The organism is Cryptosporangium phraense (assembly GCF_006912135.1).
Classification (GTDB): Bacteria; Actinomycetota; Actinomycetes; order Mycobacteriales; family Cryptosporangiaceae; genus Cryptosporangium; species Cryptosporangium phraense.
This window is the reverse complement of sequence record NZ_VIRS01000017.1, coordinates 23,028-44,992: the sequence shown is the minus strand read 5'-3', so window position 1 is coordinate 44,992 and position 21,965 is coordinate 23,028. Positions and strand designations below refer to the sequence as shown.

Genomic DNA, 21,965 nt, shown 5'->3' with positions numbered 1-21,965 from the left:
GGGGCCGCCCCTCGCACACCTCAGGGCCAGCCCCGATTCGCAATCGCCGCCGCGATGCGACGATGCCGACATGCCGAGCACCGGACGGGCCCGAATCGCCGCCATCGGCGCGGTCCTGACCTCGCTGCTCGCCACCGGGTTCGTGCTCGGCCCGCACCTCGGCAACTTGCACAACGGGCTGATCGCGGCCTCGTTCGGCGCGGTCGGGCTCTACGTCGTCGCGCGCCGGCCCGCGGTGCGGGAGGGCTGGCTGTTCGTGGCCACCGGCGCCGCCCACGCCGGGATGTTCGCCGCCCGCGAGTACGGCCTGGCCGGCGGAGACGGTTCCGCCTGGGTCGGCTGGCTCGGCGTCTGGCCGTTGCCGCTGGTCATGGTGCTGATCGGCGTCACCGTGATGTGCTTTCCGACCGGACGTCTGCCGTCGCCGGGCTGGCGGCCGGTCGTCGTCGTCCTCGGCGCAGCCGGCGCGGTGCTGTCCGCGGTGTCGGCGCTGTGGCCGGTGGAGTACGAGCGCACCGGCCTGGTCCACCCGCTCGCCCTGCCTGGCGAACCGACCGCCACGGCGTTCTACCAGGTCGCCCGCCCGATCGCGTACCCGCTGTTCCAGCTCGCCTGGGTCGTCTGCGTGATCGTCCGGCTGCGCCGGGCCGGTGACGACGAGAAACGTCAGCTCCGGCTGCTCGTGTTCGCCGCCGCCGCGTCACTGCTGGTGCTGGCCGTCGGCATCGCGATCTGGGGTTCCCCGCTGCCGGGCGTCCTCACGGTGCCGCTGGTGGCGGCGGCCGCCGGGGCGGCGATCCTCCAGTACCGGCTCTACGACCTCGACCCGGTCATCAACAAGGCGTTCGTGTTCGCGGTGATGGCCGGGATCATCACGCTGGGCTACGCCGTCGTCGTGACCGGCGCCGGCCGACTGGTCCACGGCTACGGAACCCTGTTGTCGCTGCTGGCGACGGCCGCGATCGCGGTCGCGTTCGAGCCGCTGCGACGGCGGGTGCAACGGCTCGCCGACCGCCTCGTGTACGGGCACCGGGCCACCGCGTACGAGGCCCTCGGCCGGCTCTCCGCGCACCTCGCGGCCCCGGCCGGGCGTCCGCTGGACGGCATCTGCCTGACCGTCGCGGACGGCGTCGGGGCCGGCGAGGTCGTGATCTGGGCCGGTCCCGCCGACGAGCTGCGTGCGGTTGCGGCCTGGCCCGACGGGGCCTTACCGGTCGGCGTCCGCACGGCGGCCGAGCTCGTCGGCGTCCAGATCGTGCACGACGGCCGGTTCCGGGGCGTCCTCAGCGTCCGGAAGGCGCTCTCGGGCGCCGAGAGCCGCCTCGTCGGCGAGCTGGCCGCGCAGGCCGGGCTGATCCTCGAGCTGCAGGGAACCGCTCAACGGCTGGTCGCCGCAGGCGACGCGGCCCGGCGGCGGCTGGAGCGGGACCTGCACGACGGCGCGCAGCAGCACCTGGTGACGGCCTCGCTGGAGCTCGGCCGGCTGGTCCGGCTGGCCGAGGAGTCCGGGGACGCGGAACTGACCGGCCGGGCCGAGGCCGCCCGCGGCCAGTTGCTCGCGGCGACCGCGGAGCTCCGGGAGATGGCTCGCGGCCTGCACCCCGCGGTACTGACCCAGGACGGGATCGAGGCCGCGGTCGGCTACCTCGCCGACCGGTCCGCGGTGCCGGTCCGGGTCGCGGTCGACGTCGGGCGACGGCTTCCGCCCGAGGTCGAGGCGACGGCCTACTTCGTGGTCAGCGAGGGGCTGACCAACGCGGCCAAGCATTCCGGGGCGACGGTGGTCCACGTCCGGGTCGAGCTCACCGACGCCGGTCTCACGGTCGAGATCGCGGACGACGGAGGAGGCGGCGCCGTCGTGCGGGCCGGGAGCGGGCTCGAGGGGCTGGCCGACCGGCTGGCGACGCTCGGGGCGCGGCTGCAGGTCGACAGTGGTGTGCGGGGAACCCGGCTCGGGGCGGTGATCGCGTGCGGGTGATGCTCGCCGACGACTCGATGCTGCTGCGCGAGGGCGTCGCCCGGATCCTGGCCGAGACCGGCTTCACGGTCACCGGCCAGGCGTCGGACTCCGACGGGCTGCTCGCGCTCGTGCGCCGGGACCCGCCGGACGTGGCCGTGATCGACCTGCGGATGCCGCCGGGGTTCTCGGCCGAGGGGATCGACACGGCGGCGGCGATCCGGACGATCGCCCCGCAGGTCGGGCTGTTGCTGCTGTCCCAGTACGTCGAGGTGCACCACGCGCTGCGGCTGATCACCCAGTTCGACGGCGGGGTCGGGTACCTGCTCAAGGACCGCGTCGCGGACCTGACGACGTTCGCCGGCGACGTCCGGCGGATCGGGCACGGCGAGACCGTGATCGATCCCGAGCTCGTGACCCGGCTGGTCCGGCGCCGTCGCGAGGAGGACCCGCTCGACGAGCTGACCGCGCGCGAGCGGGCCGTGCTCGGGTTCATGGCCCAGGGGCTCTCGAATGCGGCCGTCGCCGACGAGCTGCACCTGTCGGTGAAGACCGTGGAGTCGCACATCGGCGCGATCTTCACGAAGCTCGGCCTGGCGCCCGACGACCGGGAACATCGTCGCGTGCGCGCGGTCCTGACGTTCCTACGCGCGTGACCACCGCGCCGGTCAGGTCGGCCAGCGTCGCTACCGCGCCGCCCACGACCAGCACGACGGACGCCGAGGCGCGTGCGGTGAGTGCACCGGCCCCGGCGGCGGAGAGCGGTTCGAGGCCGAACGAGAGCGTGCGGGCGATGCCGCTGACCCGGCCGAGGTAGGCCGCGGGCGGCAGCGTCTGCAGCAGCGTCCGGTAGAACGTCGACGCCGGCCCGGCGGCGAATCCGCTGGCGCCGTACAGCACGGCGGCGGTGAGGGCGGTGGCGGCGTGGCCCACCGAGGCCAGCAGCGCGTCACTGGCCGCGAACAGCGTCATCGTGGCCGCGGGGGTGCGGAGTGCTTCCGGAAGCCGGGTCGAGGCCAGGGTGCCGAGGACCAGCCCGGTGCCGAACGAGGCCGAGAGCAGGCCGAGGGTGGCCGGGCCGCCGTGCAGGACGGTCGTCGCGAAGACCGGCACGGTGACGCCGAGGAGGCCCAGCACGAACAGGTTCGCGACCGCGAACATGGCCAGCAGAGTCCGCAGCTCCCGGTGCCCACCCACGAACCGCACCCCGTCCCGGAGCTCAGCCAGCAACCCGGCCGTCTCCGGGGCGGCGGGTGGGAGCGGGCCGACCGGCACCAGCACGAGCACACTGAGCGCGTAGAGCAGCGCCACCACCGCGATCGCCGCCGACGAGCCGACCGCGGCCACCAGCGCACCCCCGGCGGCCGGGCCGGCCGCGAGCGCGGCCCACTCCCGCATCCCGACCCACCGGTTCGCCTCCGCGAGCCGCTCCCGCGGCACCACGCTCGGCAGCACCCCGGCCGCGACCGGCAGCCGCACCGCGTCCAGCACCCCGAACAGCGCCGCCGCGACGAGCCAGGCCCACCGAACGTCGGTCCGGGTCACGACGGCCAGCGCCCCCGCGACCCCGGTCAGCCCGCACCCCACGCCCACCGACAGCGCCCGCCGGTCGTACCGGTCGCTCAGCGCTCCCCCGACCAGCAACAACACCCCGCGCGGCAGCGCCCACGCGGCCAGCACCACGCCGACGAAACCGCCGCCCGGCGATCGGAGCGCGGCCCAGACCAGCGCCACGATCAGCAACTGCTCGCCCAGCTCGACGCAGGCCTGCGACCAGAACAGGCAGTGATAGGCACGGTTCACGTCGAGCGACGCTAGGGCGGCGATCGTTCGGTCCCGGCCGAACCGTCCGCGCACTACCGTCGACCCCATGACGATCGCCGACGTCGACGTGGCCTTCGCCGCGCGTCTGCTGGCCGACCCGTCGCGGTCGGCGATGCTGACCCTGCTGCTCGACGGCCGCGCCCACCCGGCCGGCGCGCTCGCCCGCGCGGCCGGGATCGGCCGCCCGGCCGCCAGCGCGCACCTGAAGCAGCTGGTCGAGGCCGGCTACGTCGAGGTCGTCGCCCAGGGACGGCACCGCTACCACCGGATCGCCCGGCCCGAGGTCGCGCTCGCCGTGGAGTCGCTCGCGCTCATCGCCCCGCCGGTGCCGGTCCGGAGCCTCAAGCAGAGCACCGCCGCGCGACGGCTGGCCGCCGCGCGCACCTGCTACGACCACCTGGCCGGCCGCGCCGGCGTCCGGCTGCGCGACGCGCTGGTCGACCACGGTGTGGTGGCCGCCGACAATTCGGTTCCGCCCCGGGCGGCGGCCCGCCTCGCCGAACTGCACATCCCTCTGGACGCTCTGCAGCGCGCCCGCCGCCCGCTGGTGCGCGAGTGCCTCGACTGGACCGAGCGCCGCCCGCACCTGGCCGGGGCGCTCCCGGCCGCGCTGCTGGACGCGCTGGTAGGCCGGCGATGGCTGGTGCGTGGCGCGGGGCGGCACGTGGAGGTTGGCCCGTCGGGCTGGGGCGAGGTGCTGGCTTGGCTGGGCTGCCCCGGCCCGTGCCACGCTCTGACCGATCCTTCGCCCGCGACCGGCGAGTCGTTGCCCCTGACCGGAACCGATCGCTGACGCCCGCGGCCACTGTCCAACCTGGATCCGGAGTGCCCCGGCTTCCCGGCGGCAACCACGCCGTAACTGTGTGCCGAACCGCGCTCAGATCCCCACACCCAAGCGCCCGAGTCTCGCGCCGCGCTGCATGCGCCTCCACTGCCGCCCGACATAGGGGCCGTGCGGGCGCGCTTCGCGGCGCGCAGCGGAGCGGGCGGGGCCGGGATCCCGGCGGTGCGGTTGGCGGCGGAGGGGCGTAATAGTCGAGATATGCGTGCTATCGGAGTGACCGAATACGGCGGGCCGGACGTCCTGCGGGTGCTCGATCTGCGGGCCGAGCCACTGGGCCCCGGGCAGGTAAGGGTGCGGGTGACCGCCGCGGCCGTGAACCCTACCGACACCGGCATTCGCGCGGGCCTACGCTCGACCACCGGCCACCCGGCCGACGGCGCCGACGTGCCCGGCATGGACGTCGCCGGCGTCGTCACCGAGATCGGCGACGGCGTCCGCGACGACCTCACACCGGGGACGCGCGTGATGGGCATCGTCGTCCCGTCCGGCGCACACGGCGGCTACCGCGAGGACCTGGTGCTGCCCGAGCGCTCGGCGACCCGCGTACCGGCCGGCGCGAGCGACGTCGAGGCGGCGACGCTCCCGATGAACGGGCTGACCGCCCGCCAGGCGCTCGACCTCATGGAGCTGGGCCCCGGTCAGGTGCTCGCCGTGACCGGCGCGGCCGGGGCGTTCGGCGGCTACGTGATCCAGCTGGCCAAGGCGCACGGGCTCACGGTCGTCGCCGACGCCTCGCCGTCGGACGAAGCACTGGTCCGCGACCTCGGCGCGGACGTCGTCGTCCAACGAGGAGACGACGTCGCGGAACGGATCCGCGAGCAGTACCCCGACGGGGTCGACGGGCTGGCCGACGGCGCGCTCCTGGACGCCGCCGCACTCCCGGCGGTGCGCGACGGCGGGGTCGTGACCACCGTCCGGGGCTATGCCGGGGACGGGCAGCGGGGGCTGCGGGTCCGGCCGGTGATCGTCCGGAAGTACGCCGAGGACCTGGAGCGGCTCGACGGCCTGCGCGAACTCGTCGAACAGGGCGCGGTCACCCTGCGGGTGGCCGACACGTACCCGGCCGACCGGGCCGCCGAGGCCCACCACCGCCTGGAGGCCGGAGGCACCCGCGGACGCCTGGTTCTCCGCTTCGAATAAACGCCCGAATGTCCTTGAATGGTGTTTTGAACCTCATTCAAACTTCCTGTCTCCGGACGACAGAATTCGAATGCGAGATGCTTAAGGGAACATTAATTAGCAGAGGTCGGGGCTAAATTCGTCACCGGAGTATTCCTATTCTGGGCAACGTATGAACACTCAACCGTCGACGAGAGGAGCACGGTGATGACCAGCCTCCAAACGACGGAGATCGCTCCGGTCGAGACCTACTCCCTGCGGCCGATCGAGTGGCCCGCAGCCCCACCGCCACCTACCGAGCAGCGCCCCCGGCGGCGCCTGCTCGCCGCCGCGCTCGTCGGTCTCGTGTGCGGCGCCTTCCTCGTCGGGAGCGTCTGGCTCGGCGGCTCCCTGCTCGGCCGGCCGGCCGACGGCCCGGCCAAGGACGTCGCCGACGCCTGCACGATTCTCCGCGGACTGCCGGAATTCTCCGCCGGCAACTTCACCCTGTCCGACGGAACCAAGCTCAACCGGGCCAGCGAGCTCAGCGCGGCCGCCGCCCGGTCCGACGAGCAGTACCGCGCGCTGGCCCGCACCACCAGGCAGGCCTATCTGTCCAGCTCCGACCTCGATCTCGTGTCGGTCAACCAGCAGGTCCGTATCGCGCTCGCGGAGTGCGGTCGCTGAAACGCTCGGTGCCTCCCGAGCGGGCGATGATCGTCCGTTTAGGCTCGGGCCATGAGCACCAGGCGCGTCCGTGTGGGGCTGCAGCTCCAGCCCCAGCATGCTGACTACGAAACCATCCGTCGCACCGCGGCCGAGGCCGAGGAGATCGGCGCCGACATCCTGTTCAACTGGGACCACTTCTACCCGCTCTACGGCGAGCCCGAAGGCAAGCACTTCGAGTGCTGGACGATGCTCGCGGCCTGGGCCGAGCAGACCTCCCGCGTCGAGATCGGCGCGCTGGTCACCTGCAACAGCTACCGCAATCCCGAGTTGCTCGCCGACATGGCCAGGACCGTCGACCACATCAGCAATGGCCGGCTCATTCTCGGCATCGGCTCGGGGTGGTTCGAGAAAGACTACGACGAGTACGGCTACGAGTTCGGTACCGCCGGCGGGCGCCTCGACGATCTGGCCGAGGCGCTGCCGCGGATCGAGTCCCGGTTCGCGAAGCTGAACCCGGCGCCGACCCGCGACATCCCGGTGCTGATCGGCGGCGGTGGCGAGAAGAAGACGCTGCGGCTGGTCGCGAAGCACGCCCACATCTGGCACAGCTTCGGCGACGTCCCGACGATCGAGCGCAAGATCGGCATCCTGCGCCAGCACTGCGCCGACGTCGGGCGCGACCCGGCCGAGATCGAAATTTCGTCGGCCGTGGAGGGCAAGCCGTCCGAGGTCGGTCCGCAGCTGCGCGACCTGGGCGTCTCGCTGTTCACGATCGGTGTCGGCGGGCCCGACTACGACCTCTCGGCCCTGCGGGACTGGGTGGCCTGGCGCGACGAAGTCAACGCCTGACCCACCGGCGCCCGGGGACTCCCGGGCGCCACCTCCCCCCGCCGCCCAGCGGCGGCTGCTACGCAGCGAACGCCGAGACGGGTCTCCGTCTCCGCGCGACCAGTGCACCCATTCCGACGGCCGACGCGCCGGCGGCCGCGCTCCAGCGGACGCTACGGGGGCGCCCGGGAGTCAGCGCCAACGTGATCAGCCCCCACCCGGCCGCCGCCGCCAGCGACAATGCCCCGCGTCGGCTCGTCGCGACCCCGACCGCGACGGCGCCGCTCACCGCGACCAGGGCGGCGGCCGAGCGGGCCACCGTCCGCGGCGAGCCCGCCGACGCCCCGGCGAGGTTCGCGCCCGCGGCGACGTTCACCACACTCGCCAGCGTGGTCCAGCCGGCCAGCAGGCCGGTACTGACCGGCGTCACTCCGGCCAACCCCCGCGCGGCCGGGAGACCCTGCTGACGCGCGTGCGCGACCAACGCCAAGCCCGCGGCCACCGGCAACAGGACCGGCGTCGCGGCGAAGCGGTCGGTCTGGGCGGCCAGCGACCAGGCCGCGTTCAGCGCGTACGCGCCGGCCAGCGGCCACCCGGTCGCCCGGCTCACCGCCTGCCCGCCCGGCAGCGCCTGCCCCACCGTCGAGAGGACGCATCCGGCGAAGATCGGCGCCCACACCGCGAACGCGTAGTCCGGCGGCGTGATCACCGTGTCGTACCGTTCGGTCCGCTCATCGGACCCGACATTCGGCACGACGACGAAAGCCGCACACGCGCCGACCAGAGCAACGGTTCGCAGACCATCCTCGGTACTCATTCGCGATCACCAGATCCCGGGCCGGAAAGAGCCACCGACAGCATACGGTCGTCAGGTGCGTGGCTTCCTGACGGCGCGTCGGTCACTGCAGGTCATGGCGTTGGTGAGCACGTTCGATCGATTCGCGATGCCGGCCATGCTGGTCGCGATCGCCCGGGACATCGGCTCCACTCTCGCCCCGGTCGTCCAGGCCGCCAGCCTCTACTTCCTCGCCTACGGGCTCATGCAGCCGGTCTGGGGCGTCGTCTCCGACCGCGTCGGTCTCGTCCGGACGATGCGTGGCGCGCTGGTCGTCGCGTCGATCGCGACCGGGGTCTCGGCCCTGGTCGACGGTCCGGTCGCGCTGGCCGCGGCCCGCGGACTGGCCGGCGCGTGCTTCAGCGCGGCAATCCCGGCCGGGCTGGTGTACCTGGGCGACACCGTCCCCACCGAGGACCGCCAGCGCGAGATCACGAACTTCATGTCCGGCAGCGCGGTCGGCATGGCCCTGGGCGCCTCGTCGGCGGGCGTGATCGCGCAACTCGCGAGCTGGCGGGTCACGTTCCTGATCACCAGCGCCGCTGCACTCCTGCTGGTGATCGTCCTGAAGAGAGTCCCACCGCCCGGGGTGAGCCGCCGCGACCAGCGGTTCCGCACCGCGATCCGCGCGGTCACCCGGTCCCGCGTGACCTGGCTGGTGCTCCTGCTCGCGTTCGGCGACGGCTTCGTCCTGCTCGGCGTCCTGACCCTGCTCCCGGCCGCGGTCGAGGCGACCGGCGTCGGCACCGCGCTGGCCGGCTCGGTCAACGGCGTCTACGGGCTCTCAGTGCTGCTGTTCGCCCGGCTCGCCGGAGCGCTCTCGTCCCGGCTCGGCCGTTGGCAACTCCCCGCCCTCGGCGCGGCCGGGGCCGGCGTCGCCTGCGTGGTGGTGGCGGTGAGCCAGGTACCGGCGGTCGCGGTCGTGACCGCGTTCATGCTCGGGCTCGCCTGGGCCTGGCTCCACTCGACGATGCAGACCTGGGCCACCGAGGTCCTGCCGTCGGCCCGGGCGACGGTCATCTCGCTGTTCGCCGCCTCGCTGTTCCTGGGCAGCGCGATCGCCGCCCTCCTCGCCGCCGCCCCGGCCGGGAACGGCCAGTACCGCGCGATCTTCGCGATCGCCGCCGCCATCACCGTGCCGCTGGGAGTCGCCGCGGCCGTCGGCCGCGCCCGTACCCGCGCCTACTCCAGCGCCGAGTAGACGAGCTGACGCAACTGGCTCCGGATCGGATACGTGCTCGACGGCAGCAGCTGCGTGAGGAACACGACCACCAGCTCCTCCGCCGGGTCGACCCAGAACGCGGTGCTCGCCGCTCCTCCCCACCCGAATTCGCCGGCGCTGCCGAGCGTCCGCGTCGTGATCGGGTCGAGGAGGACGGAGACGCCGAGCCCGAAGCCGACGCCGGCGAACGAGGTCTCGGCGAACAGCGGGCGGCCGAAGGCCGCGAGGTCGGCCCCGCCGGGCAGGTGGTTGGACGCCATGAAGCGCACGGTCCGGTCGCCCAGCAGACGGACGCCGTCGAGCGAACCCCGGCCGAGCAGCATCCGCGCGAAGCGGTGGTAGTCCGACCGGGTGGAGACGAGCCCGCCGCCACCGGAGAGGTAGCGCGGCTCGGCGAGAATCGCCCGTCCCATCCGGTCGCTGCGCACGGCTTTTCCGGTGCGCCCGTCCGGGGTGTACAGCGCGGCCAGCCGGCCGGCGTCCAGCGCCTGGAACCCGGTGTCGGTCATCCCGAGCGGGCCGAAGATCCGCTCGGCGAAGAACGCGTCGAGCGACTGCTTGGAGACCACCTCGACGAGGCGCCCGAGGACGTCGGTGGCGACCGAGTAGTTCCACTCGGTGCCGGGCTCGAAGGCCAGCGGCAGCGCGGCCCAGGCGTCGACGCAGCCGGCCAGGTCGAGTCCCGCGGGCGTGCCCCACTCGAAGCCCGCGTTGCGGTAGATCTCGTCGAGGACGTCGACGTGGTGGAAGCCGTAGGTGAGGCCGGCGGTGTGGGTGAGCAGGTGCCAGATCCGGATCGGCTCGGTCGCGGGGACGAGCTTCGGGCGGGCCGCGGTGCCGCCGGCCAGCACCTGCATGTCCCGGAACGCCGGCAGGTACGTCGAGATCGCGTCGGTGAGCTCGAACGCGCCCTCCTCGTAGAGCATGAGCGCGGCCACCGCCGTGACCGGCTTGGTCATCGAGTAGATGCGGAACAGCGTGTCGTCCTCGACCGGCGCGCCGGCCTCGACGTCCCGGAGCCCGTAGGTGGACGCGTGCACGACCTCGCCACCCCGGCTGACCAGGACCGACCAGCCCGGTAACCGCCCGTCGTCGACGTACTGGGCGAAGTGACGATCGATCCGCTCGAATCCCATGGTTCCTCCCAGTGCGCCCGTACGAGCATCCTGCCCCATTTGACAGGTCCCAGGTGTGAGTGTTCAATCACTCTCGTTAAAACAGTGAGTGGTCAACCACACCTGCGCAGGAGCAGAACATGATGACCCACGTCGTACTGCCCGGGATCGTCGAGCCCGACGGCCTGCTCGTCCAGCAGCGCCCCACCCCCACCCCCGGCCCGAACCAGGTCCGGGTCTCCGTCGAAGCGTCCGGCGTCTCGTTCGCCGAACAGCAGATGCGCCGGGGCAAGTACTACGACCAGCCGCCGTTCCCGTTCACCCCGGGCTACGACCTGGTCGGTACCGTCGCCGAGACCGGCCCCGGCGTCGACCCGACCCAGAAAGGCCGCCGCGTCGCCGTGCTCACGAAGACCGGCGGCTGGGCCACCGACGCGATCGTCGACGCCGGCGACCTGGTCGGCGTGCCCGCGGGCATCGACCCGGCCGACGCCGAGACCGTCGTCGTCAACGGCATCACGGCCTGGCAGATGCTGCACCGCCGGGCCCGCGTCCGTCGCGGCGGCACGATCCTCGTGCACGGCGCGAACGGCGGGGTCGGCTCGACGCTCGTCCAGCTGGCCCGGCACGCCGGGATCCGCGTGCTCGGCACCGGGTCGGCGCGCAACCAGGCGGCGATCGAGAAGCTCGGCGCCGAGCCGATCGACTACCGCGGCGACGTCCCGGCGCGGGTGCGCGAGCTGGCCCCCGACGGCGTCGATGCGGTGTTCGACCACGTCGGCGGCCCCGGCCTCACCGACTCCTACCGCCTGCTCGGCCGGGGCGGCACGCTCGTCTCGTACGGCTCGGCCGCGACCAAGAACGACCCCGGCAACTCGCAGCTGCCGGTGCTGCGGCTGATCGCCAAGCTCGCCTGGTGGAACGTCCTGCCGAACGGCCACCGCGCGACGTTCTACAACATCTGGTCCGGCCGCCGACTGCGCCGCGCGGTCTTCCAGGCCCGCCTCCGGGAGGACCTCGGCCAGGTCCTCCAGCTGCTCGCCGAGGGTGCGATCACCGCTCAGGTCGCGGCCCGGCTCCCCCTCCGGAACGCGGCCGACGCCCTGAAGCTCGCCGAATCCGGGACGGTGACCGGCAAGGTCGTCCTCGTGCCCTAGATGTTCTCGACCCGGTACCGGTGGTCGCGGTCGACGATGTGGATCTCGACGTACGAGTGGGCGGCCATCAGCTGGTCCCGCGTCGACTCGACGACCGAGCCGTGACCGACCTCGGCCTCGGCCCGGCTGCGCCACCGGTAGATCCGCGACAGATCGTCGTGGTGCTCGGCCAGGCCGCTGACGAGCGTCTCGAACTCGGCGATGTTGTCGCCCATCGCCCGGTTCGCGGGCAGCCAGACCGTCGACACGGTGGCGAGCTTGCCGCCGTGCATGCCGCCGGAGTACAGGTCGGTCAGCCCGACATGCAGCAACTGCGGGGTGTTCCCCCAGGTGAACGTCGAGACGATCTCGGGCCCGGTGAGGAACTCCTCGACGCCACGCTCGGTGAATCGGGTCTTGTCGCTCATCGCCACCCATTCCACCTTAGATTGTGTCAGGTCGCGCGGATCTTCCCGGCGAGTCGGATTCCCCGATTCACGCGGTCGACGCCGGTACTGGCGAGTACCGTCACCGAGATGAAACACCGGGTCATCGGCGCCCTGGCCGCACTGCTGCTCCTGGTCAGCGCGTGCAGCGAGCCGCAGTCCGCCGCGAGCACCGCCGACGCCCCGGCGACACCCACGCACCACTCGACCGCCTCGGCCCCGCCGCCGTCGCCGCTCCGCACCGGCGAGCACTTCGAGGCGCTGACGATGACGTCGCCCTACACCCCGCAGCCGACCGGCGGCGGCACCGACGAGTACCGCTGCTTCCTCGTCGACCCCGGCCTGACGTCGCCCGCGTACCTCACCGGCAGCCAGTTCCTGCCCGAGAACGCCGACATCGTCCACCACGCGATCTTCTACCGGATCCAACCGGGCCAGGTCGCCGAGGCGCGACAGCTGGACGACGCCGAACCCGGCGAGGGCTGGCGCTGCTTCGGCGGCACTGGCATCGGCGGCAACGACCCCGGCGCCCAGCTGGCCGGCGGCGGCGCCTGGGTCGCGGCCTGGGCCCCGGGCGCGGGCGAGAGCCTCACCACCACCGGCACCGGCTACCCGCTCGACGCCGGCAGCCAGCTCGTCATGCAGGTGCACTACAGCCTGCTGGCGACCGGGGGCCAGCCCGCGGGTACCGACCGCTCGAGCATCCGGCTCCGGCTGGCCGACGCGAAGACCCCGCTGATCAAGCTGCAGACCCGGCTGCTCACCGCGCCGATCGAGCTCGCCTGCCCACCCGGCGAGAACGGCAACCTCTGCGACCGCGAGAAGGCCGTCCTCGACGTCATCCACCGGTTCGGCGGCGACGCCGGCGGAACCGTCGCGGGCCTGAACGCGATCTGCAATGGCGGCCGGACCCCGGTCCCCAACCCGACCCAGCACTGCGACCACCGGGTGAACAGCGCCGGGACGATCTACGCGGTCGCCGGGCACATGCACCTGCTCGGCAAGTCGATCCGCGTCGACCTCAACCCAGGCACCCCGAACGCGAAGACGCTGCTCGACGTCCCCCAGTACGACTTCGACAACCAGGCCGCGCGCCCGCTGGCGCGACCGGCCGTCGTCAAACCGGGCGACACCCTGCGGGTGACCTGCACCCACGACGCGACGCTCCGGCAGAAGCTCCCGGCACTGAAGGGGCTGAAGCCCCGCTACGTCGTCTGGGGCGACGGCACCGCCGACGAGATGTGCCTCGGCGTCGTCATCTGGGCCCCCGCCAAAGCCTAGTTAACCGATAGGAATTGGACGAGGGCGGAATCCGCGGTTAGTGTCGGGGGCAGGTACTCCCGCGCCGAGGAGGTCTTCGTTGCCCCTGCACTTAGCGGTCGCGTTGGACGGTGCGGGGTGGCACCCCGCGGCCTGGCGTGAACCCGACGCGCGCCCCACCGAACTCTTCACCGCCGGCTACTGGGTCGACCAGGTTCGCGAGGCCGAGGCCGGCCTGCTGGACTTCGTCACGATCGAGGACGCGGTCGGCCTGCAGACGTCCGGGTTCGGCCCGCCCGACGACCGGGTCGACGAGGTCCGCGGCCGCCTCGACGCGGTCCTGATCGCGGCCCGGGTCGCGCCGCTCACCCGGCACGTCGGCCTGGTCCCGACCGCGACCGTCACCCATACCGAGCCGTTCCACCTCTCCAAGGCGATCGCGACGCTCGACTACGTCAGCACCGGCCGCGCCGGGGTGCGGGTCCAGGTCTCGGCCCGCGCCCACGAGGCCGCGCACTTCGGCCGGCGCACGATCCCGCCATTCGACGGCGACGTGGAGGCCTTCCGCGACCTGTTCGACGAGGCCGCCGACTACGTCGAGGTGCTCCGCAGGCTCTGGGACTCCTGGGAGGACGACGCCGAGATCCGCGACGCCGCCACCGGCCGGTTCGTCGACCGCGAGAAGCTGCACTACATCGACTTCGAGGGCCGGTTCTTCAGCGTCAAGGGCCCGTCGATCACCCCGCGTCCGCCGCAGGGCCAGCCGCTGGTGACCGCGCTCGCGCACGCGACGATCCCCTACCGGCTCGGCGCCCGCAGCGCCGACGTCGTCTACGTCACCCCGACCGACGCCGAGTCGGCCCGCGCGATCATCGACGAGATCCGGGCCGAGCAGGAGGCGGCCGGCCGGGCGTCGGAGCCGCTGCACGTCTTCGGCGATCTGGTGGTCTTCCTCGGGGACGACGCCGCGGAGCGGAAGGCCCGGCTCGACGAGCGCGCCGAGTTCACGTCCGACGCCCACGTCTTCACCGGCACCCCGGCCGGCCTCGCCGACCTGCTGCTCGACTGGCAGCGCGCCGGCCTCACCGGCTTCCGTCTCCGGCCCGGGTCCGTTCCTACCGACCTCACCGCGATCACCCGCGGCCTCGTTCCCGAACTTCAACGCCGGGACGCCTTCCGGACGCAGTACGAGGCCGGCACCCTGCGCGGGCGGCTCGGCCTGGCCCGCCCCGCCAATCGCTACGCAAAGGCGGCGTCATGACGAAGCAGGTCCATCTGGCCGCCCACTTCCCCGGCGTCAACAACACCACGGTCTGGAGCGACCCGGCCGGCGGCAGCCACATCGAGTTCTCGTCGTTCGTCCACCTGGCCCAGACCGCCGAGCGGGCCAAGTTCGACTTCTTCTTCCTGGCCGAGGGCCTGCGCCTGCGCGAGCAGGGCGGCCAGATCTACGACCTCGACGTCGTCGGCCGCCCCGACACGTTCACGGTGCTCGCCGCGCTGGCCGCGGTCACCGACCGGCTCGGCCTGACCGGCACGATCAACTCGACGTTCAACGAGCCGTACGAGGTCGCGCGCCAGTTCGCGTCGCTCGATCACCTGTCGGCCGGGCGGGCCGGGTGGAACGTCGTCACGTCCTGGGACGCGTTCACCGGCGAGAACTTCCGCCGCGGCGGGTTCCTGCCGGAGTCCGCGCGGTACTCGCGGGCGCGCGAATTTCTCAGCACCGCGGCCGAGCTGTTCGATTCCTGGCGCGGCGACGAGATCGTCGCCGACAAGTCTTCCGGTGTCTTCCTCGGCAACCCGGCCGCCGGTGCCTTCCGGCACCGGGGCGAGCAGTTCGACATCTCCGGCCGGTTCAACGTCCCCCGCTCCCCGCAGGGTCGTCCGGTGATCCTGCAAGCCGGCGATTCGGACGAGGGACGAGAGTTCGCCGCGGCCACCGCCGACGCGATCTTCAGCCGGCACGGCACTCTCGAGGCCGGCCAGGCGTTCTACGCCGACGTCAAGGGCCGGCTGGCCAAGTACGGGCGGCGGCACGACCAGCTCGTCGTGCTCCCGGCGGCGACGTTCGTCCTCGGTGACACGGACGCCGACGCCCAGGAGAAGGCCGCGGTCGTGCGCCGCCAGCAGGTCAGCGGCGCGACCGCGATCAAGTTCGCCGAGCAGCTCTGGAACCGCGACCTGTCCGGCTACGACCCGGACGGCCCGCTGCCCGACGTCGACCCGATCGTCGGCGAGAGCACGATCTCGAAGGGACGCGCGAGCGTCCGGATGAACCGAGACCCGATCGCGGTGGCCAACCAGTGGCGGGCTCTGGCGGCCGAGAAGAACCTCTCGATGCGGGAGGTGATCATCGAGGTGACCGGCAGGCAGAACTTCATCGGGTCGGCCGCGACGATCGCCGAGCAGATCAACACGCTCGTGCAGGCCGACGCCAGCGACGGGTTCATCCTCGTCCCGCACATCACGCCCGGCGGCCTCGACGAGTTCGCCGACACGGTCGTGCCGCTGCTGCAGGAGCGGGGCGTGTTCCGCACCGAGTACGAGGGCACGACGTTGCGGGAACACCTCGGTCTAGGCTTCTCCAGGTGAGTCTTCTCGGGGATCCTGTTTCCGCCGTTTCGTCGCATCCGCTGGACAACCCCGCGTGGGCGTCGCTGACCGGCGCCCACCGCGAGTTCGCGCTGATCAGCGGGCTGGCCGCCCGCTACCAGCCGGACGTCTCGCCGTTCGGCGTCCTCGGCGACACGACTCCCCAGGCCTGGGCCGATCTGCTGACGCTGGCCGGCCCGGACGCGGTGTTCCCGCTGGCCGCGCTGGAGGCGACCCCGCCCGAGGGGTTCACGGTCGAGTGGTCGCTGCCCGGCGTCCAGATGATCGACGAGTCGGTCGACGCGGAGCCCGACCCGGAGGCGGTCCGGCTGACCGCGGCCGACGTGCCGGAGATGCTGGACCTGGTCGCACGCACCCGGCCGGGCCCGTTCGAGCAGCGGACGATCGAGCTCGGCACGTACCTGGGCATCCGCCGGGACGGCGCCCTGGTCGCGATGGCCGGTGAGCGCATGCATCCGCCCGGGCACACCGAGATCAGCGCGGTGTGCACGGCACCGGGCCACCAGGGCCAGGGGCTGGCCGGGCGCCTGGTACGAGCGATAGCCCACGAGATCCGCTCCCGCGGCGAGGTCCCGTTCCTGCACGCGGCCGCGACGAACACGGGGGCGATAGCGCTCTACGAGAAGCTGGGCTTCACCCTCCGAAAGATGACGCTCTTCAGCTCGGTCCGCACACCCCCGTCCTGAGCGCTGGCCACCGCGGCGATAATGGCGATCGAAGGCACTGTCCGGGCGTCCATACCAGCGAGGTAGCGCATGGCGGTCGAGACCACGTTCGGCGAGACGACCGGTCGCCGGAGGGTGGCCGCGGTGCCGCTGTCGCATCTCTCCGTTCAGCTCGCCTACCTCGACTTCGACGATCTGCTCAAAGGCCCTCGATACCTGAGTGACCGATTCGCGCGCGCCGCGCCGTGGGCTGAGACGGCCCGCCGGGTCTACGGCGACGACACGCGCGGCCGGCCGCGGTGGAGCACCTGTGTGGTGCTGGACGACTATTTCGGGAATCCACCCCATGGCCCGGCCGAGGTGTTGCCGGAGCTGATCGGCGCCGCCGAGAGCGTGGGACTGCAGATCGACTACGTCGCTCGCCAGTCGGCGTGCGTCCGGGCCGACGGCGTCGACGTCGCGGAGCTGGTCAGGGCTCGGCTGGTTCCGGAGCCGCTGTTCGACACCACCGGATCCCGGCCGCCCGTCGACTGGTCCGGGTGGCTGAGCAACGGCCAGCGATCGGCCACGGATTTCGCCGACGCGATGCCCGCCGCTCCCCGGGAGTGGGTGCCGCCGAGGCAGACCACCGCCAGGGACCATTCGATCTTCCTCGACGTGGAACTCTGGCGGGACGAGCCCTCGGGACAACGGCTCTGGTCACTCGCATTTCTCACCGCGGTGTGGCAATTGCTCCGCCTCGGACTTCTCCGCAACAACGGCGCCCCGATCGCGGTGCCCGTCGACGTCGAGCAGCCACTGCCGGACGATTGGCCGGACCTGCCGCCGATCGTGCAGCTCAACTCCTCCGCTGCTCCGTTCGCCGCCTACCGGACGCTCAGCGTGCTGAACGCACGCACGGAAACCGTCGGTGTGGCCGCGCGGATGATCCTCGGCCAGATCAGCATCGACACCGCGGTGCAGCAGCAGATCGTGCAGCGCAGCAGCGCGGAGGGGATCTCGCTGACGGCCGAGGTCACCGGCCGGATCAACTACGTTCTCGACTCGGGTTTCTAGTCGGGGGCCGCGGGTGCTGATCGTCGGCGAAGTCGAGACGGCGTTGCTGCCCTCACCTCCGGTGTCGGCAGCGGCAGCGGTGCGGCTCCTCGCGCTCCGGCCCGGGGACGACGTGGCCGTGACCACCCGCCCGATCAACCGCGCCGTGTCGCCGGACCTGTCCACCGGGCTCGACGCACGTCTGCCGGTGCGCCGGGGGGCGGGCCCGCGCGGTGTGGGTACGGCGCTCACCCACGCGCTGATCACCGGCGGACAGATCCTGCAGTCGTCGACCTTCGCGGTGCTACGAGAAGGCGAGAGTAGCCGCCGCCGGCCGTGGTCCTACTACCTCAGCCGGCCCGGCACCCTCGAGCTGCTCGGCGCGGCCAAGTGGCCCGACCTCGCCGAGTCGTGGTTGACGAGCGATGTCCGCTCACCCGACTTCCCGGCGATAAATCGTCGCTTACTGGAAAGCGTCACGAACGCACCGGGCCTGACCGGGCCGACGCCGTTCCGTGCCCCGCGCTCGTCCCTCCGCTGGGTGTTGCGCCAGGACGAGCCCGGCGTCGCACCGGGACGGATCGCGTTCAACATCGACGCGGACGGTCTCCGGACGCTGTCGCTGAGCGGGACGGATCTCGATGCGGACGCGGCCGTCGGGTTCTGCGAAGACCTCGCCCTCCACGACTGGTTGCTGAGTACGTTGCTGCGGGCGATCGACACCAGCGGCTTCGCCTCAGCGGACGACAGCGCGGCAAGCTCCCGCCTCCGCCCGGTCACTGATCGCCTGCTCCATCTGTGGATGCCCGCTGCGCACGGTGACTCGACGGTTCAACCGTACTGGGAGGGCCTGGAACGGACGGTCGGCCTGACCCGGCAGTGGAACGCACAGGTCACCCGAATCCGCGAACTCGACGCCCGCTACAGCGACCTGCCCCGGGTGCCGGTTCCGGCCCCCGACGCGCCGGCGGATGGGCGACCTCGCATCTTCATCTCGTACCGCACCGCCGACCGCAGCCACCTTCCTCGCCTGCTGTTCGAACGGATCAATGCCGAGTTGCCGGGCTTCCGGGTCTTCTACGCCGTCAAGGGCGTGAAGCCGGGCGCCGACTTCGAAGAAGCGATACGGGACGCCATCGCGGAGTCGGTCGTGATGCTGGTCGTGATCGGGCCTACCTGGACACCCGCGGCCGACGGTGCCGGGATCGCCTGGCTCGCCGAGGACGACAGCGTCGTCCGGTCGGAGATTCGGCAGGGTCTCGACGCGGGGTTCCCGATCATCCCGATTCTCGATAACAACGCCCGGATGCCCAGGGCGCGCGATTTTCCCGCTGACATCGCCAAGCTGGCCGCGAAGGCCGGACTACCGATCGGGTCACAATCGTTCGACGCCGACTTCCAGCAGCTTCGGGAAGCGCTCCGCGAACTCCTCTGAGCAGGCGAGTCCCGCTAGTGGGGCGCGTCCGGCCCACTGCCCGGTGCCGGCAGCGGGTCGTCGACGGCCCCAGACGGCGCGGCGGCCGGCGGGGCCTCGGGGGCCGTGGCCTCCTCGGCCGGCCCGGCCGAGCGTCGGCGGCGGAGGTACCACCACTCGATCGCCACCGCCCCGATCACGATCGCCAGCGTGATCCCGCTGACCCACGCCCCCAGATCCGCATACTTCGGCCCGTACCGAAAATCGACGACATGCTTCCCCGCCGGTACGTGCACGGCCGCCAGCCCATGATCGGCCCGCACCAGGTCGGCCCTCTCACCGTCCACAGTGACCTGCCACGTCGGCTGGATCGCGTCCGCCAGCACCAGATAACCGGCCCCGGCCGCGTCGACCGAGAGCTTGAACTCGTCGTAGCCGTCGACGTCCCAGCGGACGTCGGCCGGCTTGCCGTCGGCGGCCGGGCCGGGGGCGTCCAGAACGACCGCGTCCGCGGCCAGCGTGCCGCTGGCCAGCAGGTCCAGGCGCTTCGGACCGGACGGCTCCACGACCGTGCTCGACGCCCACCGGGCCCGCGGGAGCGCGGTCGTGCGCTGGTAGATCTCCGAGTCACCGTCGAAGACGAGCTTGAGCCCGTCGTTCGTGCTGGAGACGACCGAGATCGCCGGGGCGCCGGCCCGAGCCAGCAGCGGAATCGCCGGGCCGTGGTCGAGGGAGACGGAAGCGGTGAGCGAAGTCCCCGCGGCCACGTCCTCACCGGCCAGCGGCACGTAGAACTGCTTCCCCGCGGTCAGGTAGCGATCCAGCCGGGTCGCCGAGGCTACGACCCGCCCGGTCGCGTCCCGCACGGTCACCGTGATGTGCCGGTGCAGCGTCCCGGTGATCCCCGGGCCGGTCGGTGTGATCCCGATCCCCCGGAACGCCCCGGTCACCGGCACCGGCACGGTCACCGGCTTCCCGGGGGCCAGCGTGTAGGTCGACCCGTCTCCGACGTCGACCTTCTGCGGGCCGTACGGGATCTGGGTCGGCGGGGTCACGTACTCGGCGATCGACAGCCGGTCGAGCAGCGGGCTGGTCGGCGACGTGCCGTCGTTCAGCGGCTGCGGCCAGAGGAACGTGGCCGGCTTCGGCGGCGCGCTGAACTGGTACCCGGGCAGCTTGTCGAGCATCTCGGCGAACCGGGTCTCGATGAACGAGTGCCCCTGCAGCCCACGCAGCTCGTCGACCTGGTGGACCCCGCCGAGCACGGCGCCGTTCGAGCCCCAGAACCGCTCGTGCCCCAGGTTCGCCGACAGGTACCGGTGGACGTCGGTGACCGGATAGAAGTCCTTCGGGTCGGTGCGCGGCCAGTAGTTGTGCACCCAGAGCGCGCCCTGCCCGGCGACCAGCAACGGCAGCAGCGCCGCGGCCGCGAAGCGCAGCAGGGCCGGGCGCGGGAAGAACCACAGCCAGAACGCGGCCCCCATCGCGACCGCGACGAACATCAGCCCGATCGCCAGCTCCCGGTTGAGCCAGCCCAGGTGCGGCCCACCACCGGGGAAGCCCCACCCGGCGTCGTGCACCAGCGCGAAGCGCCGGGCCATGAAGTACAGCCCGGCCCCGGCGACGGCCACCCCGCCCCACACGAGGACGCCCCACACGAGACGCCGACGGTCGGCCAGCGGCCGATACGAGCGAGAACGGTCCAGCAGAACCTGGAACCCCACCGCCGCCAGCACCGCGATCAGGAACCCCAGGATGCTCCGCGCCCGCTCCACCGCGTTGTCCGAGAACAGGTACGGAAGCTTCTGCAGGATCTCCAGCGGAGGTCCACCCAGATAGATGACGACGCCCCAGGCGCCGGTCAGCACGACGAAGAACCACCAGACGCCCCGGGGCAGCGTCGCCCGTCCGGACCGGGCCAGTGCCACCGCCACGACCGCCAGCACCGCGACGCCGGCCCCGACGTACGAGACCTCCTCCAGGAAGATCCGGGCCTCGTACCAGGCCGGCCCCTGCCCGGGACGAACCGTGCCGAACACGTACGGCGCGATCGACGTCAGCAGGACCTGCGTCGGAATGTGCTGGTCGGGCGTCTGGGCGCGGCCGCGCACGAGCACCGTCGACATGACCGACACCCACGGCCCCAGCTGGATCGCGACCAGCGCGGCCCCCGCGCCCACCGCGACGAAAGCCCGCACCCAGGTCGCGAACGCCCGACGCCCCCAGCCCGACCGGGCGAGCACGTACAGCGCACCCGTTCCCAGCGCGTACCCGGTCACCGCCGGGAACCCACCGAGCAGCATGGCCGCCACCGACAGCGCGACCAGCGCCATGTCCCGGATCCGCCGGTTCTGCACGACCATTTCCAGCGACCAGAACAGCGCCGGGATGAACGCGGCGACCCGGGTCTGCGGCCAGTTCAGCCACACGACCATGAACGCGCTGGTCGCGAACGCCAGCCCACCGAGCAGCGCGGCCGGCTTGCCCAGCCGGAGCCGGCGCAGGAACAGGTACGTGCCGCCGATCGCCACGATCAGCTCGAGCACCAGCATGTACGTGGGCGCGAGCCAGGCCGGCAGGAACCAGAACGGCACCGCGACCGGCGAGGCCATGCCCGCGTTCGGCGTGCCGCCGAGCGTCCCGCCGCCGAGGACGTACGGGTTCCAGGACGGCCACTCGCCGTCCCGGATCGCGTCCCCGAACAGCGCCGCGTTCGGGATCGCCGCGTCGACCGTGTCACCCAGGTCGAGCGTCTGCCGCGGGGTATTGAGGAACGTCGTGTCGGTGTACGGGCTGACCCGCCCGAGCAGGCCGGTCTCGGTCATCGACGTCTGGCCCCAGAGCGGCGACCCGATGCCGGCCAGCGCGAACAGCGCGATCGCGAACACGACGACAGCGCTCAGCGCGTCGGGACGCCGTCTCCACCAGCGCCGCGCCTTCGGCGAGGGCTCGTCAGCCACCTCGGGCGCCTGGTCCGTGAGTTCCTGCGTCGCGCTCATCG

At 72.5% G+C, this 21,965-nt stretch carries 19 protein-coding genes; 14 read left to right on the top strand and 5 right to left on the bottom strand.

What is annotated here, in order from left to right:
- Positions 1 to 70 precede the first annotated feature (70 nt).
- Together FL583_RS23120 and FL583_RS23115 are read left to right on the top strand one after the other, a co-directional pair.
- Complete coding sequence (locus FL583_RS23120; RefSeq protein ID WP_142706896.1) at positions 71 to 1,978, top strand: ATP-binding protein; 1,908 nt, start codon at positions 71 to 73, stop codon at positions 1,976 to 1,978.
- Complete coding sequence (locus FL583_RS23115; protein ID WP_240746780.1) at positions 1,978 to 2,613, top strand: response regulator transcription factor; 636 nt, start codon at positions 1,978 to 1,980, stop codon at positions 2,611 to 2,613. Before FL583_RS23120 ends, FL583_RS23115 begins: the two co-directional genes overlap by 1 nt.
- Here FL583_RS23115 and FL583_RS23110 read toward each other — a convergent pair.
- Entirely contained in the window at positions 2,537 to 3,760 is a 1,224-nt protein-coding gene (locus FL583_RS23110; protein ID WP_170323829.1) for an MFS transporter, read from the bottom strand. The genes FL583_RS23115 and FL583_RS23110 overlap by 77 nt on opposite strands.
- 67 nt (positions 3,761 to 3,827) lie before the next feature.
- Here FL583_RS23110 and FL583_RS23105 point away from each other — a divergent pair, with 67 nt between their 5' ends.
- The 4 genes from FL583_RS23105 (at position 3,828) to FL583_RS23090 (ending at position 7,241) form a co-directional block, all read left to right on the top strand.
- Positions 3,828 to 4,574 (top strand): ArsR/SmtB family transcription factor, encoded by a 747-nt coding sequence (locus FL583_RS23105; RefSeq protein WP_205752375.1) that lies wholly within the window; start codon positions 3,828 to 3,830, stop codon positions 4,572 to 4,574.
- A gap of 249 nt (positions 4,575 to 4,823) precedes the next feature.
- Positions 4,824 to 5,765: an NADP-dependent oxidoreductase gene (locus FL583_RS23100; RefSeq protein WP_142706893.1), complete on the top strand. Its 942-nt coding sequence runs from the start codon at positions 4,824 to 4,826 to the stop codon at positions 5,763 to 5,765.
- A 186-nt stretch (positions 5,766 to 5,951) separates the two neighbouring features.
- Entirely contained in the window at positions 5,952 to 6,410 is a 459-nt protein-coding gene (locus FL583_RS23095; protein ID WP_142706892.1) for a hypothetical protein, read from the top strand.
- A gap of 51 nt (positions 6,411 to 6,461) precedes the next feature.
- Positions 6,462 to 7,241 (top strand): LLM class F420-dependent oxidoreductase, encoded by a 780-nt coding sequence (locus FL583_RS23090; protein ID WP_142706891.1) that lies wholly within the window; start codon positions 6,462 to 6,464, stop codon positions 7,239 to 7,241.
- A 58-nt stretch (positions 7,242 to 7,299) separates the two neighbouring features.
- Here FL583_RS23090 and FL583_RS23085 read toward each other — a convergent pair whose 3' ends face one another.
- Positions 7,300 to 8,037: a hypothetical protein gene (locus FL583_RS23085; protein WP_142706890.1), complete on the bottom strand. Its 738-nt coding sequence runs from the start codon at positions 8,035 to 8,037 to the stop codon at positions 7,300 to 7,302.
- 55 nt (positions 8,038 to 8,092) lie between these two features.
- Between FL583_RS23085 and FL583_RS23080 the strand changes: the two genes are divergently transcribed.
- Positions 8,093 to 9,256, top strand: a complete 1,164-nt coding sequence (locus FL583_RS23080; RefSeq protein WP_205752374.1) for an MFS transporter — start codon at positions 8,093 to 8,095, stop codon at positions 9,254 to 9,256.
- Here FL583_RS23080 and FL583_RS23075 read toward each other — a convergent pair.
- Positions 9,238 to 10,413 carry a serine hydrolase domain-containing protein gene (locus tag FL583_RS23075; RefSeq protein WP_240746776.1) on the bottom strand — a complete coding sequence of 392 codons (1,176 nt, stop codon included), beginning with the start codon at positions 10,411 to 10,413 and terminating at the stop codon, positions 9,238 to 9,240. The two genes, FL583_RS23080 and FL583_RS23075, sit on opposite strands and share 19 nt — an antisense overlap.
- Before the next feature lie 119 nt (positions 10,414 to 10,532).
- Between FL583_RS23075 and FL583_RS23070 the strand changes: the two genes are divergently transcribed.
- A complete protein-coding gene (locus FL583_RS23070) occupies positions 10,533 to 11,549 on the top strand; it encodes a medium chain dehydrogenase/reductase family protein (RefSeq protein ID WP_142706888.1) in 1,017 nt (338 codons plus the stop codon).
- On the opposite strand, the gene FL583_RS23065 is transcribed toward FL583_RS23070, so the two are convergent.
- Positions 11,546 to 11,956 carry a hypothetical protein gene (locus FL583_RS23065; protein WP_142706887.1) on the bottom strand — a complete coding sequence of 137 codons (411 nt, stop codon included), beginning with the start codon at positions 11,954 to 11,956 and terminating at the stop codon, positions 11,546 to 11,548. The genes FL583_RS23070 and FL583_RS23065 overlap by 4 nt on opposite strands.
- A gap of 108 nt (positions 11,957 to 12,064) precedes the next feature.
- On the opposite strand from FL583_RS23065, the gene FL583_RS23060 reads away from it, so the two are divergent.
- From FL583_RS23060 to FL583_RS23035, 6 genes are all read left to right on the top strand, one after another.
- Positions 12,065 to 13,255, top strand: a complete 1,191-nt coding sequence (locus FL583_RS23060) for a monooxygenase (protein WP_142706886.1) — start codon at positions 12,065 to 12,067, stop codon at positions 13,253 to 13,255.
- A 79-nt stretch (positions 13,256 to 13,334) separates the two neighbouring features.
- Positions 13,335 to 14,495: an LLM class flavin-dependent oxidoreductase gene (locus FL583_RS23055; protein WP_205752373.1), complete on the top strand. Its 1,161-nt coding sequence runs from the start codon at positions 13,335 to 13,337 to the stop codon at positions 14,493 to 14,495.
- On the top strand, positions 14,492 to 15,829 hold the full coding sequence (locus FL583_RS23050; RefSeq protein ID WP_142706884.1) for an NtaA/DmoA family FMN-dependent monooxygenase: 1,338 nt from the start codon (positions 14,492 to 14,494) through the stop codon (positions 15,827 to 15,829). Before FL583_RS23055 ends, FL583_RS23050 begins: the two co-directional genes overlap by 4 nt.
- Positions 15,826 to 16,536: a GNAT family N-acetyltransferase gene (locus FL583_RS23045; protein WP_142706883.1), complete on the top strand. Its 711-nt coding sequence runs from the start codon at positions 15,826 to 15,828 to the stop codon at positions 16,534 to 16,536. Before FL583_RS23050 ends, FL583_RS23045 begins: the two co-directional genes overlap by 4 nt.
- Positions 16,537 to 16,605: 69 nt before the next feature.
- Complete coding sequence (locus FL583_RS23040) at positions 16,606 to 17,571, top strand: SCO2522 family protein (protein WP_142706882.1); 966 nt, start codon at positions 16,606 to 16,608, stop codon at positions 17,569 to 17,571.
- Positions 17,572 to 17,584: 13 nt separating this feature from the next.
- A complete protein-coding gene (locus FL583_RS23035; RefSeq protein WP_142706881.1) occupies positions 17,585 to 18,985 on the top strand; it encodes an SCO2521 family protein in 1,401 nt (466 codons plus the stop codon).
- A 14-nt stretch (positions 18,986 to 18,999) separates the two neighbouring features.
- On the opposite strand, the gene FL583_RS23030 is transcribed toward FL583_RS23035, so the two are convergent.
- A complete protein-coding gene (locus tag FL583_RS23030) occupies positions 19,000 to 21,963 on the bottom strand; it encodes a glycosyltransferase family protein (protein ID WP_142706880.1) in 2,964 nt (987 codons plus the stop codon).
- Positions 21,964 to 21,965: the final 2 nt, after the last annotated feature.

Coding starts and splice junctions, on each gene's coding strand:
- FL583_RS23040 (WP_142706882.1), top strand. CDS start 16,606: ATGGCGGTCGAGACCACGTTCGGCGAGACGACCGGTCGCCGGAGGGTG.
- FL583_RS23075 (WP_240746776.1), bottom strand. CDS start 10,413: ATGGGATTCGAGCGGATCGATCGTCACTTCGCCCAGTACGTCGACGAC.
- FL583_RS23105 (WP_205752375.1), top strand. CDS start 3,828: ATGACGATCGCCGACGTCGACGTGGCCTTCGCCGCGCGTCTGCTGGCC.
- FL583_RS23030 (WP_142706880.1), bottom strand. CDS start 21,963: ATGAGCGCGACGCAGGAACTCACGGACCAGGCGCCCGAGGTGGCTGAC.
- FL583_RS23050 (WP_142706884.1), top strand. CDS start 14,492: ATGACGAAGCAGGTCCATCTGGCCGCCCACTTCCCCGGCGTCAACAAC.
- FL583_RS23115 (WP_240746780.1), top strand. CDS start 1,978: ATGCTCGCCGACGACTCGATGCTGCTGCGCGAGGGCGTCGCCCGGATC.
- FL583_RS23095 (WP_142706892.1), top strand. CDS start 5,952: ATGACCAGCCTCCAAACGACGGAGATCGCTCCGGTCGAGACCTACTCC.
- FL583_RS23090 (WP_142706891.1), top strand. CDS start 6,462: ATGAGCACCAGGCGCGTCCGTGTGGGGCTGCAGCTCCAGCCCCAGCAT.
- FL583_RS23060 (WP_142706886.1), top strand. CDS start 12,065: ATGAAACACCGGGTCATCGGCGCCCTGGCCGCACTGCTGCTCCTGGTC.
- FL583_RS23070 (WP_142706888.1), top strand. CDS start 10,533: ATGATGACCCACGTCGTACTGCCCGGGATCGTCGAGCCCGACGGCCTG.
- FL583_RS23065 (WP_142706887.1), bottom strand. CDS start 11,956: ATGAGCGACAAGACCCGATTCACCGAGCGTGGCGTCGAGGAGTTCCTC.
- FL583_RS23085 (WP_142706890.1), bottom strand. CDS start 8,037: ATGAGTACCGAGGATGGTCTGCGAACCGTTGCTCTGGTCGGCGCGTGT.
- FL583_RS23120 (WP_142706896.1), top strand. CDS start 71: ATGCCGAGCACCGGACGGGCCCGAATCGCCGCCATCGGCGCGGTCCTG.
- FL583_RS23100 (WP_142706893.1), top strand. CDS start 4,824: ATGCGTGCTATCGGAGTGACCGAATACGGCGGGCCGGACGTCCTGCGG.